Origin of the sequence: Candidatus Microbacterium colombiense (genome assembly GCA_029203165.1) — a bacterium.
Lineage (GTDB): Bacteria > Actinomycetota > Actinomycetes > Actinomycetales > Microbacteriaceae > Microbacterium > Microbacterium colombiense.
In genome coordinates, this window is record CP119308.1 from 2390421 (window position 1) to 2403785 (window position 13365).

The following is a 13365-nucleotide window of genomic DNA, read 5'->3' on the forward strand; positions in this document are numbered from 1 at the left end:
CCACGAAGTGGCGAGAATATGCGGTTATGGGGCCATTCTCGCCCACTCTGGAAGAAATCACAAGCATGTAGTTCCGACGACGAAGGCCCCGGTCATCCGACCGGGGCCTTCGTCGTCGAGAACGAGGCTCAGGCCTCGCTCATCGCCTGCTTGACCTGCTGTCCCTTGGCCGCGTAGTAGGCGGCGCGCGCAGCATCCTTACGGGCCTGCTCGGCGTAGCCGTTCTCAAGCACATCCTGGGCGACCTCGTAGTTGGGCACATCGTCGGTGCCGTTGTACTTGGCGATGTAGGCGTCCAGCTCGGGGCCCGACGTCCACGACGTGATGAGGCAGTAACGCGGCTCGTCACCGTTGTGCGTCGCCGCGTGCCAGAGGCGCTGCGTGTCGACGATCAGCTGAGCGCCGGCCGGAAGAGCGATGCGGTACTCGATGCTGGGGTCGGTGCGGTTCTCACGCAGGACGAAGTAGCTGTCCTTGTCGTCGGTCAGGTTGAAGAAGCCACGCACGACCCAGCCTGTGCCGTCGGGGTTCAGACGGTTGTTGTCGTCCTGGTGCAGGTTGTAGAGGCAGTCACCGTACGGCGTGGGCTGCAGCTCGATCACACGGCACCGGCCGACGTTCGCGCCCGGCTCCTGCGCGCGACGCGTCAGGTTCGGGGCCTTCTCGGTCTGCGCGTCGATCCACACGCCGTCCTTGTCGGTGCGCGGGGGCTTGTGGTTCCAGAAGCCGTTGCACTCGATGTCACCGAAGGCACTCGCGAGCGGAGCGAATCGGGTGTCACCCGACGACTTCCAGTCGTTGTACTCGATGTCCAGCCACTCTTTGGGGTCGAGTTCCTGGTTGTAGCTGTCGAGGACGACGAAGCCCTTTTCCTCGAGCGCGGCGGATTTGATGTATCCCATGATGTAGGTCATGTCCTTTCATCGGGGGCCAGCACGTTTTAACAGGCCCTGATAAGGCAAGCCTAACAGCGACCTCGACCGCGTCCCCCGAGGGCCGCCGTGAATAAGCGAATAGACTGAATCGGGCGCCCGGCGAGTCCGCGGAGCCCCGCGCTACGGGAGGACGAGACACCAGCATGAGCACTGCCACCAACGTCGAGGCGACAGCAGTCAACACGATCGAGTGGCTCGCAACAGGTTCGTCCACCATCGTCGTCCCCGTCTATCAGCGCCAATACCGCTGGGACATCGGCGGATGCGAACGGTTGCTCTCCGACGTGCGCGCCGTCGCTGCGGAGGGCGATGCGCACCGGCACTTCATCGGTTCGATCCTGTCCGCCCACGATTCCGGCTCCGGGGACCTGATCCTGATCGACGGTCAACAGCGCATCACCACTCTCATGCTCCTGGTCGCCGCGCTCCACCATGCGGTGCGGGACACGGAACCCGACCTGGCCGCAGAGCTCGAGCGCGTGCTGGTTCGCCCGGGCGATCCGGTGCGCACCGCGCTCCGACCGCACGACGCGTGGGCGGACCTCTACGAGTCGGTCGTCCTCGACCGGCGCGGCGACGCCGACCGCGAATCCCGCTTCGACGACAACTACGCCTTCTTCCGCAGCCAGATCCACGCCGATGAGGCGCGGTCGGTCTGGCGGGGACTGCAGAGGCTCGAGCACGTCTCGATCACCCTCGGCGCCCAGGCGAACGCGCAGCAGATCTTCGAGAGCCTCAACTCCACGGGCGAGCCACTGCGCGATCACGAGCTCATCCACAACTACATCCTGATGGGTCTCACACACGGGGAGCAGCTCGATGTCGAGCGGCGCTTCTGGCTCCCGATCGAGCAGCACACGGGCGAGGCGATCGGAGCGTTCTGGCGCCATTTCCTCGTGATGACCACCGGACGCGAGGTCGCGGCGAACGGCGAGCACGGCGTGTACAGCGCCTTCCGTCAGTCGTTCCCCCATGTCGATGTCGCCCATCTGCAGGCCCACGCCGAGGTCTGGCGGCACCACGCCGAGATCTACGCCCTCCTGCTCGACCCGTCACGAGAGCAGGATGCCGAGATCTCACGCGAGCTCCGCCACATCAACACGTTCGGCCGAGCCGGCTATCCGCTGGCGCTGAGCGCGTACAGCGACTACGTGCGCGGCGTGATCCCCCGCGAGGAGCTCCTCGAGACGCTCGACTGGATCCAGGCCCTGTACCTCCGCCGCACGCTCGTCAACCTTCCGAACGAGCGACTGATCGCCCGCCTCTGCCGTGCGCGCGCCCAGGGACGCGACGCGCTGGCCCGCGCGTTCGCGCGCATCACCCCCTCCGATGAGAGGGTCAGCGCCGTGCTGAAGTACAGCGAGCTGCCCTACGCCGCCTACGTGCTGGGGAGGATGCAGGGCGTGGACGACCTCGACGGCTTCGACATCGAGCACATCGTGCCGGTCGTCCCCGGTGATGCCTGGACGGGCGACGGCACACGTCCGTGGAGCGAGTACAGCGACGACGAGCAGAACAGCCACCGCGCACTCGCTCCGACACTCGGCAACCTGACCCTTCTCGAACAACCGCTCACCGAGCGCGTGTTCGGAGAGTCCTACCCCGTCAAACGTGCAGAGGCCTACAGCCGCAGCACAGTGCCGGCCACGCGTGCACTCGAGTCGGTGACGAGCTGGGACACCGCCGCCATCACGCGCCGCACGGTCGCGCTGAGCACCGAGCTGCTGCGGTTGTGGGCGCGGCCCGCCCTGCCCGAGATCGATGACGACGGACTCACCCCGATCCTCGATGCCGTGCGCCGGCGGGGATGGCCGGCCGGGTGGGAGCGCGAGTTCGACTACGTGGAATACCGCGGCGAACGGTGGGAGGTGTACGACGTCAAGCACCTGTTCAACCGCGTCTTCCGTCGCGCGTGGACCGACACCCGCGATGCGGCGGTCGACTACTGCGAGACGCACGGCGGCCCGATCTACGACGAGATGGCGTGGAAGGGGCACTGGGATGCTCTGGACGACACCCACTTCCTCTACATGGGCTGGGATTCGAACTACATGATGAACGCCGTGCAAGGCGTGCTGGATGAATCCGGTATCGCCGCAGAGGTGTTCGTGAAGTACTCCTACATCGGCAACGTGATGTGATCGACGCCACCCTCGGACCGCTGCTCCCGAGCGATAGGCTCGGTGTGTGAGCACACGAGTTCGTCGCCTGTTGGACCTGACCGTCGAAGAGCACACGCTCACCGTCCCTCTGGTCTGGGGTGATCCCTCCGACCAACGAACGATCGATGTCTTCGCCTCGGTCGTCGCGCGTGAGGGAGGCGAAGCACTCCCCTACCTGGTGTTCCTGCAGGGCGGGCCCGGGCACGAGGCTCCGCGCCCCTTCCACCGGTCGACCGCGCCGGCGTGGCTCGACGAGGCGCTGGCACACTACCGGCTCGTCCTGCTCGATCAGCGCGGCACCGGCCATTCCACCCCCGTCGGCGACACGGATCTCGAGCGCGGCTCCTCGGCGGTCGCCGAGCACCTCACGCATCTGCGTGCGGATGCGATCGTGCGCGACTGCGAAGCCCTGCGCGCGCACCTGGGGGCCGAGACGTGGAGCGTCCTGGGCCAGTCGTTCGGCGGGTTCACCACCCTCGCGTACCTGTCGACTGACAGCGCCTCGCTCGACGACGTGTTCATCACCGGAGGCCTCAGCGCCATCGGGCGGCATCCCGACGACGTGTACGCGCTCTGCTATGACAAGATGCGCACGGCTTCCGAGCAGTACTATCGGCGATTCCCCGAGCACCGTGACGTCATGCGTGGCCTCGTCGACCTGGCCGCCGCGGGCGACATCGTCCTGCCGGACGGCGAGGTCGTCTCACCCTCGCGACTGCGCTCCTTCGGCTCGGCGCTCGGCACGGACGACGGCTGGCAGACCGTGTGGTCACTGCTCGAGCGTGATCCCCGGTCGAACGCCTTCCGGTACGACCTGATGCACGCAATGCCCTACGACGGCCGGAATCCTCTCTACTTCGCCTTCCACGAGTCGAGCTACGCCGATGGGCACGCGACCCGCTGGTCGGCGGAGCGCACCGAACCGACCGACTTCCGCGACGACGTCACCCTGTTCACCGGAGAGCACATCCGTCGCGAATGGACCGAGACCGTGCCGGCATTCCAGCCCTGGCGCGACGTCGCCCTCGAACTCGCCGAGTTCGAATGGCCCTCGGTGTACGACGCTGCGGCGATCGCGGCATCCGGTGCCACGGGCGCAGCCGCCGCGTATGTGAACGACGCGTACGTCCCGCTCGAGTTCTCCCTGGAGACCGCGGCGCTGATCCCCGGGGTGAAGCTGTGGGTCACCAGCGAGCACGAGCACAACGGTCTGCGATCCGGCCCTGTGCTGAGCAGGCTCATCGACCTGGCGCACGACCGACGTATCCGCTGAGCACGATCCTCCGTACGGGGGATGCCGCACAGAGGACAGCGACCTAGGCTGACGGCATGAACGATGTCCTGGGCTGGGCGACCATGGTGGGCGTGCTGATCGCCGGCCCCGGCCTGCTGGTGTTCGGGATGCGGCAGACCTTCTCGCGCAAGCCCGTCGAGGAGAAGTACGAGGGGCTCAGCTCGGGCGGGCTCGGCGGTGCCTTCGACGCGGTCTGGTCCCCCTCGGCACACGAAGCCGGGATCGAACGCGACCGTCAGACGCAGCGCACGGCGCCCGCGCCCGCCCCGGGTGACCCGCCCGACGCGATCGGCGACGGCCGGATCACGCTCGATCTGTGAGCCGCCGCTCGATACGAAGACATGAAGAAGGCCCCGCTCTCCGAGGAGTGCGGGGCCTTCGTCGTGACGGTCCTTACTTGGAGGAGCCGCCGAAGCCCTTGAAGCGCTGGTTGAACTTCTCGACGCGACCGGCCGAGTCCATGATGCGCTGCTTACCCGTGTAGAACGGGTGCGAGGCGGAGGAGATCTCGACATCGATGACGGGGTACTCCACGCCGTCCAGCTCGATGGTCTTGTCGCTCGTGACGGTGGAGCGGGTGAGGAAGGTCTCGCCCGAACCGAGGTCACGGAAAACGATGGCCCGGTACTCGGGGTGAATGTCAGTCTTCATGGGATTCCTTAGTTGCTGCCCTGGATTGTGCCAGGGACGAGGGAAGTCTGTGGTGCAGAGAGCACCGAGGATCGATTCTAACAGATACCCGTCAGGATGCCGCGCGGGCGGCGTATCGGCCGTTCTCGCTGCTGAGGACGATCGGCATGCCGAAGGCGTCGGTGAGCGCCTCGGACGTCAAGGTCTCCTCGATCGGGCCCGCAGCGACCACGCGGCCTTCCCGGAGGAGCATCACGTGGGTGAACCCGACCGGGATCTCCTCCACATGGTGGGTGACCATGAGCATCGCCGGGGTGCTCGGCGACGAGGCGTAACCGCTGAGCAGAGCGAGCAGCTCTTCGCGCGATCCGAGGTCGAGAGATGCCGTGGGCTCATCGAGGAGCAGCAGCTCGGGGTCGGTCATCACCGCGCGTGCGATCTGGACGCGCTTCTGCTCACCGTCACTGAGGGTGCCGAACGTGCGATCCGCGAGGTGATCCAATCGCCAGTCGGCGAGCACCCGCAGTGCCCGACGTTCGTCGATCTCCTCGTAGGCCTCGTTCCATCTGCCGAGCACGGAGTACGCCGCGGTGAGCACGGTGTTGAGCACCGTCTCGTCGCGCGGGACCCGCTTGGCCATGGCCGACGAGGCGAAGCCGATGCGTGGGCGCACCTCGAAGACGTCCGTACGGCCGAGGGTCTCCCCCAGCACGGTGACGGTGCCGGACGTCGGGTGCAGCAGCGTGTCGGCCAACTGCAGCAGGGTCGTCTTGCCTGCGCCGTTCGGACCGAGCACGACCCATCGCTGATCGTCCGAGACCTCCCAGGTCACGTGATCGATGATGTTGCGGCCCTCTCGGCGCACGACGACGTCGGTGAATTCCAGGGCGCTCGACATGTCTCCAGCCTATCGGCTCAGGCGGACAGCTCCGCGTACAGCGCGCGCGTCGTGTCGGCGATCGCACCCCAGCTGAAGTCGTCGCGGGCCCGCTCGCGACCGGCCGCACCGTACTCGCGCGCCCGTGCCGGATCCGTCGCCACCTCGGTGAGCACGGCGGCGAGATCCGCGATGTAGCGATCGGGGTCGACGGGCGTACCCGTACCGTCCTGCACCTGCTCGATCGGAACCAGGCGCCCCGTGACGCCGTCGGCGACGACCTCGGGGATCCCGCCGGTCGCGGTGCCGACGACCGCCGCGCCGCAGGCCATGGCCTCGAGGTTGACGATGCCCAACGGCTCGTACACGGACGGGCAGACGAATGTCGTCGCGGCGGTGAGGATCGCGGAGAGCTGATCACGCGGCAGCATCTTCTCGATCCAGATCACGCCCTCGCGGGTCTGCTGCAGGAGTCGCACGCCCTCCTGCACCTCGGCCATGATCTCGGGGGTGTCCGGTGCACCCGCGCAGAGCACGAGCTGCACCTCCGGCGGAAGAAGCCTGGCTGCCTGGAGCAGGTACGGCAGTCCCTTCTGACGCGTGATACGCCCCACGAAGACGACCGAGGGTCGGTCGGGATCCATCCCGACCGATTCGAGGAATGCGGGATCCTGCACCGGACGCCATCGCTCGACGTCGATGCCGTTGTGGATGACCCGGACCTTGGCGGGGTCGACCTGGGGGTAGCTGCGCAGGATGTCGGCGCGCATGCCCGCACTCACCGCGATCACGGCGGCGGCGTTCTCGTAGGCGACCTTCTCGATGCCGCTGGACACCGCGTACCCTCCGCCGAGCTGTTCGGCCTTCCACGGACGCAGCGGTTCCAGGCTGTGCGCCGTGAGGACATGCGGGATGCCGTGCAGCTGCGAGGCCAGGTGCCCGGCGAAGTTCGCGTACCAGGTGTGGCTGTGCACGATGTCGGCGTCCGCGATCGCCGAGACGATCTCGAGATCGGTGCCGAGCGTCTGCAACGCCGCGTTCGCCGAGGCGAGTTCCGCGGGCGCGCGATACGCGAAGGTGCCCGCCTCGTCGCGCGGCGCACCGAAGGCGCGGACACGCACCTCGATGCTCTCGCGCAGGGCCGCGACGAGCTCCGCGACGTGCACTCCGGCACCGCCGTAGATCTCCGGCGGATACTCCTTCGTGATCATTTCAACTCGCATGTCTGAACGCTAGTACAGCGAGCCGGATCGCATCTATGGTGGAGCCATGTCCGCTCCAAAGAAGGTCTTCGGGATCATCCTCGCCGGTGGCGAGGGCAAGCGCCTCATGCCTCTCACGGCCGATCGCGCCAAACCGGCAGTGCCGTTCGGCGGACAGTACCGTTTGATCGATTTCGCCATCTCGAACCTCATCAACTCCGGCCTCCGCCAGGTCGTCGTGCTGACGCAGTACAAGTCGCACAGCCTCGACCGTCACATCTCGCAGACATGGCGCATGTCGGCGCTGCTCGACTCCTATGTGACGTCGGTGCCGGCTCAACAGCGACTCGGAAAGCGCTGGTTCTCGGGGTCGGCCGACGCGATCCTGCAGAGCATGAACCTGATCAACGACGAGAAGCCCGACATCGTCGTGGTGATCGGCGCCGATCACGTCTACCGCATGGACTTCCGGCAGATGCTGGAGGCGCACATCGAATCCGGCGCGAAGGCGACGGTCGCCGGCATCCGCCAACCACTCGCGCTCGCCTCGCAGTTCGGCGTGATCGATGCGGACGCGAGCACAGGTCGCATCAAGCAGTTCCTGGAGAAGCCGACGGATGCCGCCGGGCTCGAGGATTCCCCGCACGAGGTGCTCGCCTCCATGGGCAACTACATCTTCGACGCGGACGCCCTCATCGCCGCAGTCGAGGCCGACGGGGAATCCCCCACGTCCGGCCACGACATGGGTGGCGACATCGTCCCCTACTTCGTCGACCGTGGTGAGGCCGGCTACTACGACATGAAGCAGAACGAGGTGCCCGGGTCGTCGCCGCGCGACCGTTCCTACTGGCGCGACGTGGGTACCATCGACTCCTTCTACGACGCCCACCGCGATCTGATCTCGACCCTGCCGATCTTCAACCTCTACAACATGGAGTGGCCCATCCACTCGCAGGCGGTCAATTCGCCGCCCGCGAAGTTCGTGCGCGACTCGGTCGGCCGGATCGGAAACGCGATCGACTCGATCGTGTCGCTGGGCTCGGTGCTCTCCGGTACGCATCTGGAGCGCAGCGTCGTCGGGCCATGGACCCTCGCGGGCGGCGGCTCGACGATCACGGACTCCGTGGTGTTCGATCACGTGCAGGTCGGCGCCGGTTCGCGGGTGCACCGCGCGATCCTCGACAAGAACGTGGTGCTGGCCGACGGCGCCACCGTCGGCGTCGATCGTGAACGAGATCTCGCTCGCGGCTTCACCGTCACGGAGTCCGGGATCACCGTGGTCGGCAAGGGCCTGTTCATCGAGCGCTGACGCGTCTCACGGTTCATCAGGGTTCTGTGCGGTCGCTAGGCTCGTTCGCGTGACTGTTGCGCGCTTCCTCGTCGTCCTCGATGCCGACTCCACCCTCATCCGCAATGAGGTGATCGAGCTGCTCGCCGACGAGGCGGGACGGCGAGACGAGGTGCAGGCCGCCACCGAGGCTGCGATGCGGGGTGAGATCGACTTCGCCACGAGTCTGCGCTCTCGCGTCGCCGCGCTGCGAGGTGTTCCGGTCGAGTCGTTCGCTCGGGTGCTCGCCCGGATCGAGCCCACCCCCGGCGTGCAGGAGCTGACTGCCGCCGTGCATGAGCGCGGTGGAGTCGTGGGCGTCGTCTCCGGAGGCTTCCACGAGATCCTCGATTCAGTGGCCCCGGATCTCGGGGTCGACCGGTGGCGGGCGAACCGTCTCCAGGTGGCTGACGGTGTGCTCACCGGTGAGGTCGATGGACCGATCGTCGACGGTGCGGCCAAGGCGGCGTCGCTGCAGGAATGGGCGGCCGAGCTCGGTATCGCACCGCACGCCACGATCGCGATCGGAGACGGGGCGAACGACCTCGCCATGATGGGCGTCGCCGGGCTCGGTCTGGCGTTCAACGCGAAGCCCGCCGTGCGTGCGGCGGCCAGCCTGGTGATCGGCACGCAGGACCTGTCTCAGGTCATCCCGCTGCTCCCCTGAGGTTCCCCGTTCCGGACGGTCGCGAATGTCGGCGGTCGGAGGTAGCGTCTGCACATGGACATCATCCTGATCCCCGGTCTCTGGCTCGACGCCTCCAGTTGGAACGATGTGGTCCCCGGCCTCGAAGCCGCGGGGCATCGCGTGCATCCGTTGACGATGCCCGGTGTCGGTGAGCCTTCATCCGTGTCGGCGGACATCGGCCTCTCCGACTGGATCGACGCGGTCGTCGGCGTGGTCGACGACATCTCCGCACCGGTCGTCGTCGTGGGCCACAGCGGCGGCGGCAACGTCGCGTGGGGCGTCGCCGATGCGCGGCCCGATCGCGTGGCCCGGGTGATCTTCGTCGACACGGCCCCTCCCGCATCGGGTTTCGGCATCAGCGAGTTCGAGGTTCGCGATGGCGTGGTGCCCTTCCCCGGATGGGATCACTTCCCCGACGAAGACGTGCACGATCTCGATGCGCCGACACGAGAGCGCACCGCGCCGCAGACGCGCAGCGTGCCCGCCACGGTGCCGACCGATCCCATCGCGCTCGAGAATCCCGCCCGACACACGGTGCCTGTGACCCTGCTCATGGGCGCACTCGACCAGGCAGCCTTCGAGGTGGAGATCGATCAGTGGGGGCCGTTCGCAGACGAGTTCCGCGCGATCTCCGACTCGGAGATCGTGCGCATCGGCTCCGCCCACTGGCCGCAGTTCTCCGTGCCGGAGCGATTGACCTCGTTGATCGTCGCGGCGATCGATCGATGACTCGCTCGGGCGGTCAGTGACCCATCCCGAGGCCGCCGTCGACCGGGATCACCGCGCCAGAGATGTACCCGGCGTCATCGCCGGCGAGCCAGGTCACGACGCCCGCGACCTCGTCGGGAGTGGCGAAGCGTCCGGCCGGGATGTTGGCCTTGTACTGCTTCTGCGTCTCTTCGGGAAGCTCGGCGGTCATGTCGGTCTCGATGAAACCGGGCGCGACGACGTTCGCGGTGATCCCACGGCTGCCGAGTTCACGCGTGAGTGAGCGGGCGAAGCCCACCAGGGCGCTCTTCGATGCGGAATAGTTCACCTGGCCCGCCGAACCGTAGAGGCCGACGACGCTGGAGATCAGGATCACGCGACCGAAGCGCGCGCGCAGCATGCCCTTCGACGCCCGCTTGACCACACGGAAGGTACCGCCGAGGTTCGTGGCGACGACACTGTCGAAGTCGTCCTCGCTCATGCGAAGAAGCAGTGTGTCCTTGGTGATGCCGGCGTTGGCCACCACGATCTCCACCGGGCCGAGCTGCTGCTCCACCTCGGTGAAGGCGGCATCGAGCGCCGCGGCGTCGGTGACGTCGGCGCGCACAGTAAGGGTGCCCTCCGGACCTTCGCCGCTGCGCGCGGTGACCGCGACGCGGTAGCCGTCGCGGACGAAACGCTCGGCGATCGCTCGGCCGATGCCACGGTTGCCTCCGGTGACGAGGACGACGCGCTGAGCACTCATGGGTATCACTCCTGATCTGAGCTGGTTCCGGCTGACGAGCCGACAACGATCCTACCGATGATGCCCGTCGGCGTTCGTCTGGCGGACGTTTGACAGACACCTCTCGCGGCTGGAACGCTGAACGAGACGAAAGGGCACCACCATGAGCGACAACAGCACTCCCTTCTCCGCAGGCGAGCCGCCGCTCACCCCGGTGCCTCCTGCTCCCCCGGCACCGCCGACGGCGCCTGGGAGTGGGTATCCCGCGGATCCGCAGGTCCCACCGATCCCCGCACCGCCCATCCAGGCGTACCCCGGCGCTGCTCCCGCCTACCTGCCCCCGCCGCAGCCGGGCTATGCGCCGCCTCAGGGCTACCCGCAACAGCAGGGCTACCCGCAACAGGGCTACCCGCAACAGCAGGGCTATCCCCAGCAGCAGGGTTACCCGGCATACGGCACGCCGAACTATCCGGTCGCGCCGGCACGACCGACGAGCGGCCTCGCGATCACCTCACTCATCTGCGCGATCGTCAGCGTGCTGTTCAGCTGGCTCGCCTTTCCCGTGCTCGCCGCGATCGTCGCGGTGATCACCGGGCACATGGCCCTCAAGCAGACACGGAACAACCCGGCAATCGCCGGCCGGGGCATGGCGTTCGCCGGACTCATCATCGGCTACGTAATGCTCGGGGTCCTGCTGCTCACGATCGTCGTGACGATCTTCAGTTTCCTCGCTCTCGGCGCGTTCACCCTCCCCTTCCTGTTCACGAGCTGATCGCCGCGCACCGGAACGCCGGCGGGCCTTCACCGGCGTAGGCTGGAGGCATCGTGAAGAGCAAGCGCACCGTTCCCGCTGTCACCTCCTTGCCGCAATCGCCGCAGGCCGAGAGTGACCACCGTGTGCGCCGGTACGCGGTCACGATGACGATCCGCATCGTGTGTTTCGCGCTGATGTTCATCGTGCAGCCCTACGGCTGGTACACCTGGATCTTCGCGATCGCGGCCGCCGTGCTCCCCTATATCGCCGTCGTGTTCGCGAACGCGGGGAGTGACAGCACCGAGACCGCGGCCGAGTCTCCCACTCTCCAGGTCGAGTCGTCTCGACCGTTCGTCACTCCGCTCGAAGAGGCCGACCCCACGGTGTTCCGCATCGATGAGAGCCGGCGGGACGGGTCGTGACGGAGATCGAATGCTCGCGTGCCGGCTGCCGGAACGCGGCGACGCATCATGTGGTGTGGAGGAATCCGCGCATTCACGCGCCGGACCGCGAGAAGATCTGGCTCGCCTGCGACGAGCACGTCGACTTCCTCCGCGACTACCTCGCCGCCCGCGACTTTCCGGTCACCGTCCGAACAGGAGTCCCCGCATGAGCCGTCGCATGCTCCGCTGGTGCGTCTACGTGCTCATCGCGATCGGCTTCGCCATCGCCTGCGTCTTCCTCTCCAACTGGCAGTTCGATCGGAACGAGACCCGGACGGAACAGATCGCCCTCGTCGAGCAGAACTACGACGCGAAGCCGGTGCCCCTGTCCGACCTCATCGGCACGGACGGCGTGTTGTCGCCCGGTGACGAATGGCATCCGGTGATCCTGCGCGGCGAGTACCTGGCCGATCAGCAGCTGCTCGTGCGTAACCGGCCGCATGGCGGAACGAGTGCCTTCGAGGTGCTCGTCCCGTTCCGGGACGCAGACGGTCGGGTGTTCATCGTCGACCGCGGCTGGGTGCCGCCGGGCGACGGCGACTCGCCCGACTCCGTGGCGAGCCCCCCGTCCGGTGAGGTCGAGGTGATCGTCCGCCTCCGGCCCGGTGAGCAGTTGCCGGCGTCCGGTCGTGGTGCACCCGAGGGTCAGGTGCCGACCATCAATCTGCCCTCGATCGCACAGCTGGTCGACGGCGATGTGATCACCGGCGCGTACGGGCAGTTGATCAGCGAGGATCCGGCCGGTGCGAACGCGCTGGGCGGATTCGCCTCGCCCACCGACGACCCCGGTCCGCATCTGTCGTATGCGATCCAGTGGATCCTCTTCGCCCTGATGGGCTTCGTGTTCATCGGCTACATCATCCGCACCGAGATCGTGAAGCACCGCGAAGACGTCGAGGGAATCGTGACGCCGGTGAAGCGGTCACGCCGACGCGACAAAGATGCCGACGTCGAGGATGAGCTCCTCGACGCGACCGTCTGAGCCCACCTGCGCGGCGATGTCTGCGTGACGACGCCGGATCAGTCGCGGATGAGCGTGTGCGTCCAGCCGTCGGCGGTCGGTTCGTACACCACGCGGGTGTGCCGGCGGTCGCGCGAGCCCTGCCAGAACTCGATCCGGGACGGCACCAGGCGCCAGAGCACCCAGTCGCCGTCGCGCACACCGGCGCGAGCGTCGGCGGAGCGTGCCGCGAGATCGGCCGCGCTCTCCTCTGCCGACGCTTCCTCCACGCGGCCTCTCACGCGCACGGCACGCACCTGCGGCTGCCACCAGAAGTTCAACGCCGCAGCGGGCACGTCAGCGAGCTGTTCCCCCTTCTTCGAGGAGCGCGTGCTGGCGAAGGCCCATCCCGCGGCATCGACGCGTTTGAGGATGAGGGTGCGGGCGTCGGGGACGCCATCGGCATCGACCGTCGCGAGCGTCACCGTGTGAGGTTCGGGGACGCCGCCGGATGCCGCAGCTCTCATCCACTCGCCGAACAGCTCGGTCGGGTCGGCGGGCAGAGCCTCGAGATCCCATGCGGGCGCGGTACCGGTGAGTGCATGCCTCCCCCGGAGCCAATCGTTCACGGGTACAGGGTCGAGCGAGGAGTCGTCAGGCGTCACCCTCTCGACTATGCCA

At 67.3% G+C, this 13365-nt stretch carries 16 protein-coding genes; 10 read left to right on the forward strand and 6 right to left on the reverse strand.

Annotation, left to right across the window (positions count from 1 at the left end; genetic code table 11):
* Positions 1-128 precede the first annotated feature (128 nt).
* Complete coding sequence (locus P0Y60_11570) at positions 129-914, reverse strand: hypothetical protein (protein WEK59982.1); 786 nt, start codon at positions 912-914, stop codon at positions 129-131.
* A 164-nt stretch (positions 915-1078) separates the two neighbouring features.
* Here P0Y60_11570 and P0Y60_11575 point away from each other — a divergent pair, with 164 nt between their 5' ends.
* Genes P0Y60_11575 through P0Y60_11585 form a run of 3 tightly spaced genes read left to right on the forward strand, consistent with a single transcriptional unit; the run spans position 1079 to position 4711 of the window.
* On the forward strand, positions 1079-3076 hold the full coding sequence (locus P0Y60_11575; protein WEK59983.1) for a DUF262 domain-containing protein: 1998 nt from the start codon (positions 1079-1081) through the stop codon (positions 3074-3076).
* 46 nt (positions 3077-3122) lie between these two features.
* Positions 3123-4370 carry an alpha/beta fold hydrolase gene (locus tag P0Y60_11580; protein ID WEK59984.1) on the forward strand — a complete coding sequence of 416 codons (1248 nt, stop codon included), beginning with the start codon at positions 3123-3125 and terminating at the stop codon, positions 4368-4370.
* 56 nt (positions 4371-4426) lie between these two features.
* Complete coding sequence (locus tag P0Y60_11585; protein ID WEK59985.1) at positions 4427-4711, forward strand: hypothetical protein; 285 nt, start codon at positions 4427-4429, stop codon at positions 4709-4711.
* Between the two features lie 73 nt (positions 4712-4784).
* Here the strand turns inward: P0Y60_11585 and P0Y60_11590 are convergent, their stop codons facing one another.
* From P0Y60_11590 to glgA, 3 genes are all read right to left on the reverse strand, one after another.
* Positions 4785-5042 carry a type B 50S ribosomal protein L31 gene (locus P0Y60_11590; GenBank protein ID WEK59986.1) on the reverse strand — a complete coding sequence of 86 codons (258 nt, stop codon included), beginning with the start codon at positions 5040-5042 and terminating at the stop codon, positions 4785-4787.
* 91 nt (positions 5043-5133) lie between these two features.
* Positions 5134-5919: an ABC transporter ATP-binding protein gene (locus tag P0Y60_11595; GenBank protein WEK59987.1), complete on the reverse strand. Its 786-nt coding sequence runs from the start codon at positions 5917-5919 to the stop codon at positions 5134-5136.
* A 17-nt stretch (positions 5920-5936) separates the two neighbouring features.
* The gene (glgA, locus tag P0Y60_11600; GenBank protein ID WEK59988.1) at positions 5937-7121 is read right to left on the reverse strand and encodes a glycogen synthase; all 1185 of its coding nucleotides are present in this window, start codon (positions 7119-7121) and stop codon (positions 5937-5939) included.
* Between the two features lie 46 nt (positions 7122-7167).
* Here glgA and glgC point away from each other — a divergent pair, with 46 nt between their 5' ends.
* Genes glgC through P0Y60_11615 form a run of 3 tightly spaced genes read left to right on the forward strand, consistent with a single transcriptional unit; the run spans position 7168 to position 9844 of the window.
* The gene (glgC, locus tag P0Y60_11605; protein ID WEK59989.1) at positions 7168-8409 is read left to right on the forward strand and encodes a glucose-1-phosphate adenylyltransferase; all 1242 of its coding nucleotides are present in this window, start codon (positions 7168-7170) and stop codon (positions 8407-8409) included.
* 49 nt (positions 8410-8458) lie between these two features.
* Positions 8459-9094, forward strand: a complete 636-nt coding sequence (gene serB, locus P0Y60_11610) for a phosphoserine phosphatase SerB (protein WEK59990.1) — start codon at positions 8459-8461, stop codon at positions 9092-9094.
* 54 nt (positions 9095-9148) lie between these two features.
* Positions 9149-9844 carry an alpha/beta hydrolase gene (locus P0Y60_11615; protein WEK59991.1) on the forward strand — a complete coding sequence of 232 codons (696 nt, stop codon included), beginning with the start codon at positions 9149-9151 and terminating at the stop codon, positions 9842-9844.
* 13 nt (positions 9845-9857) lie between these two features.
* Here the strand turns inward: P0Y60_11615 and P0Y60_11620 are convergent, their stop codons facing one another.
* Positions 9858-10568: a beta-ketoacyl-ACP reductase gene (locus P0Y60_11620; GenBank protein ID WEK59992.1), complete on the reverse strand. Its 711-nt coding sequence runs from the start codon at positions 10566-10568 to the stop codon at positions 9858-9860.
* Positions 10569-10710: 142 nt separating this feature from the next.
* On the opposite strand from P0Y60_11620, the gene P0Y60_11625 reads away from it, so the two are divergent.
* The 4 genes from P0Y60_11625 to P0Y60_11640 are packed head-to-tail and all read left to right on the forward strand — an operon-like array spanning position 10711 to position 12726.
* Positions 10711-11319 (forward strand): DUF4190 domain-containing protein, encoded by a 609-nt coding sequence (locus P0Y60_11625; GenBank protein WEK59993.1) that lies wholly within the window; start codon positions 10711-10713, stop codon positions 11317-11319.
* A 53-nt stretch (positions 11320-11372) separates the two neighbouring features.
* Complete coding sequence (locus P0Y60_11630; protein WEK59994.1) at positions 11373-11723, forward strand: DUF3099 domain-containing protein; 351 nt, start codon at positions 11373-11375, stop codon at positions 11721-11723.
* On the forward strand, positions 11720-11914 hold the full coding sequence (locus P0Y60_11635; GenBank protein WEK59995.1) for a hypothetical protein: 195 nt from the start codon (positions 11720-11722) through the stop codon (positions 11912-11914). Before P0Y60_11630 ends, P0Y60_11635 begins: the two co-directional genes overlap by 4 nt.
* Positions 11911-12726, forward strand: coding sequence for an SURF1 family protein (locus P0Y60_11640; GenBank protein WEK59996.1), 816 nt, complete (start codon positions 11911-11913; stop codon positions 12724-12726). Before P0Y60_11635 ends, P0Y60_11640 begins: the two co-directional genes overlap by 4 nt.
* A gap of 38 nt (positions 12727-12764) precedes the next feature.
* Here the strand turns inward: P0Y60_11640 and P0Y60_11645 are convergent, their stop codons facing one another.
* Positions 12765-13313, reverse strand: coding sequence for a pyridoxamine 5'-phosphate oxidase family protein (locus P0Y60_11645; GenBank protein WEK59997.1), 549 nt, complete (start codon positions 13311-13313; stop codon positions 12765-12767).
* Between the last annotated feature and the right edge of the window lie 52 nt (positions 13314-13365).

Excerpts from the sequence above, each read along its gene's own strand:
- P0Y60_11570 (WEK59982.1), bottom strand. The coding sequence starts at position 914 with ATGACCTACATCATGGGATACATCAAATCCGCCGCGCTCGAGGAAAAG.
- P0Y60_11575 (WEK59983.1), top strand. The coding sequence starts at position 1,079 with ATGAGCACTGCCACCAACGTCGAGGCGACAGCAGTCAACACGATCGAG.
- P0Y60_11585 (WEK59985.1), top strand. The coding sequence starts at position 4,427 with ATGAACGATGTCCTGGGCTGGGCGACCATGGTGGGCGTGCTGATCGCC.
- P0Y60_11590 (WEK59986.1), bottom strand. The coding sequence starts at position 5,042 with ATGAAGACTGACATTCACCCCGAGTACCGGGCCATCGTTTTCCGTGAC.
- P0Y60_11595 (WEK59987.1), bottom strand. The coding sequence starts at position 5,919 with ATGTCGAGCGCCCTGGAATTCACCGACGTCGTCGTGCGCCGAGAGGGC.
- glgA (WEK59988.1), bottom strand. The coding sequence starts at position 7,121 with ATGCGAGTTGAAATGATCACGAAGGAGTATCCGCCGGAGATCTACGGC.
- glgC (WEK59989.1), top strand. The coding sequence starts at position 7,168 with ATGTCCGCTCCAAAGAAGGTCTTCGGGATCATCCTCGCCGGTGGCGAG.
- P0Y60_11615 (WEK59991.1), top strand. The coding sequence starts at position 9,149 with ATGGACATCATCCTGATCCCCGGTCTCTGGCTCGACGCCTCCAGTTGG.
- P0Y60_11620 (WEK59992.1), bottom strand. The coding sequence starts at position 10,568 with ATGAGTGCTCAGCGCGTCGTCCTCGTCACCGGAGGCAACCGTGGCATC.
- P0Y60_11625 (WEK59993.1), top strand. The coding sequence starts at position 10,711 with ATGAGCGACAACAGCACTCCCTTCTCCGCAGGCGAGCCGCCGCTCACC.
- P0Y60_11640 (WEK59996.1), top strand. The coding sequence starts at position 11,911 with ATGAGCCGTCGCATGCTCCGCTGGTGCGTCTACGTGCTCATCGCGATC.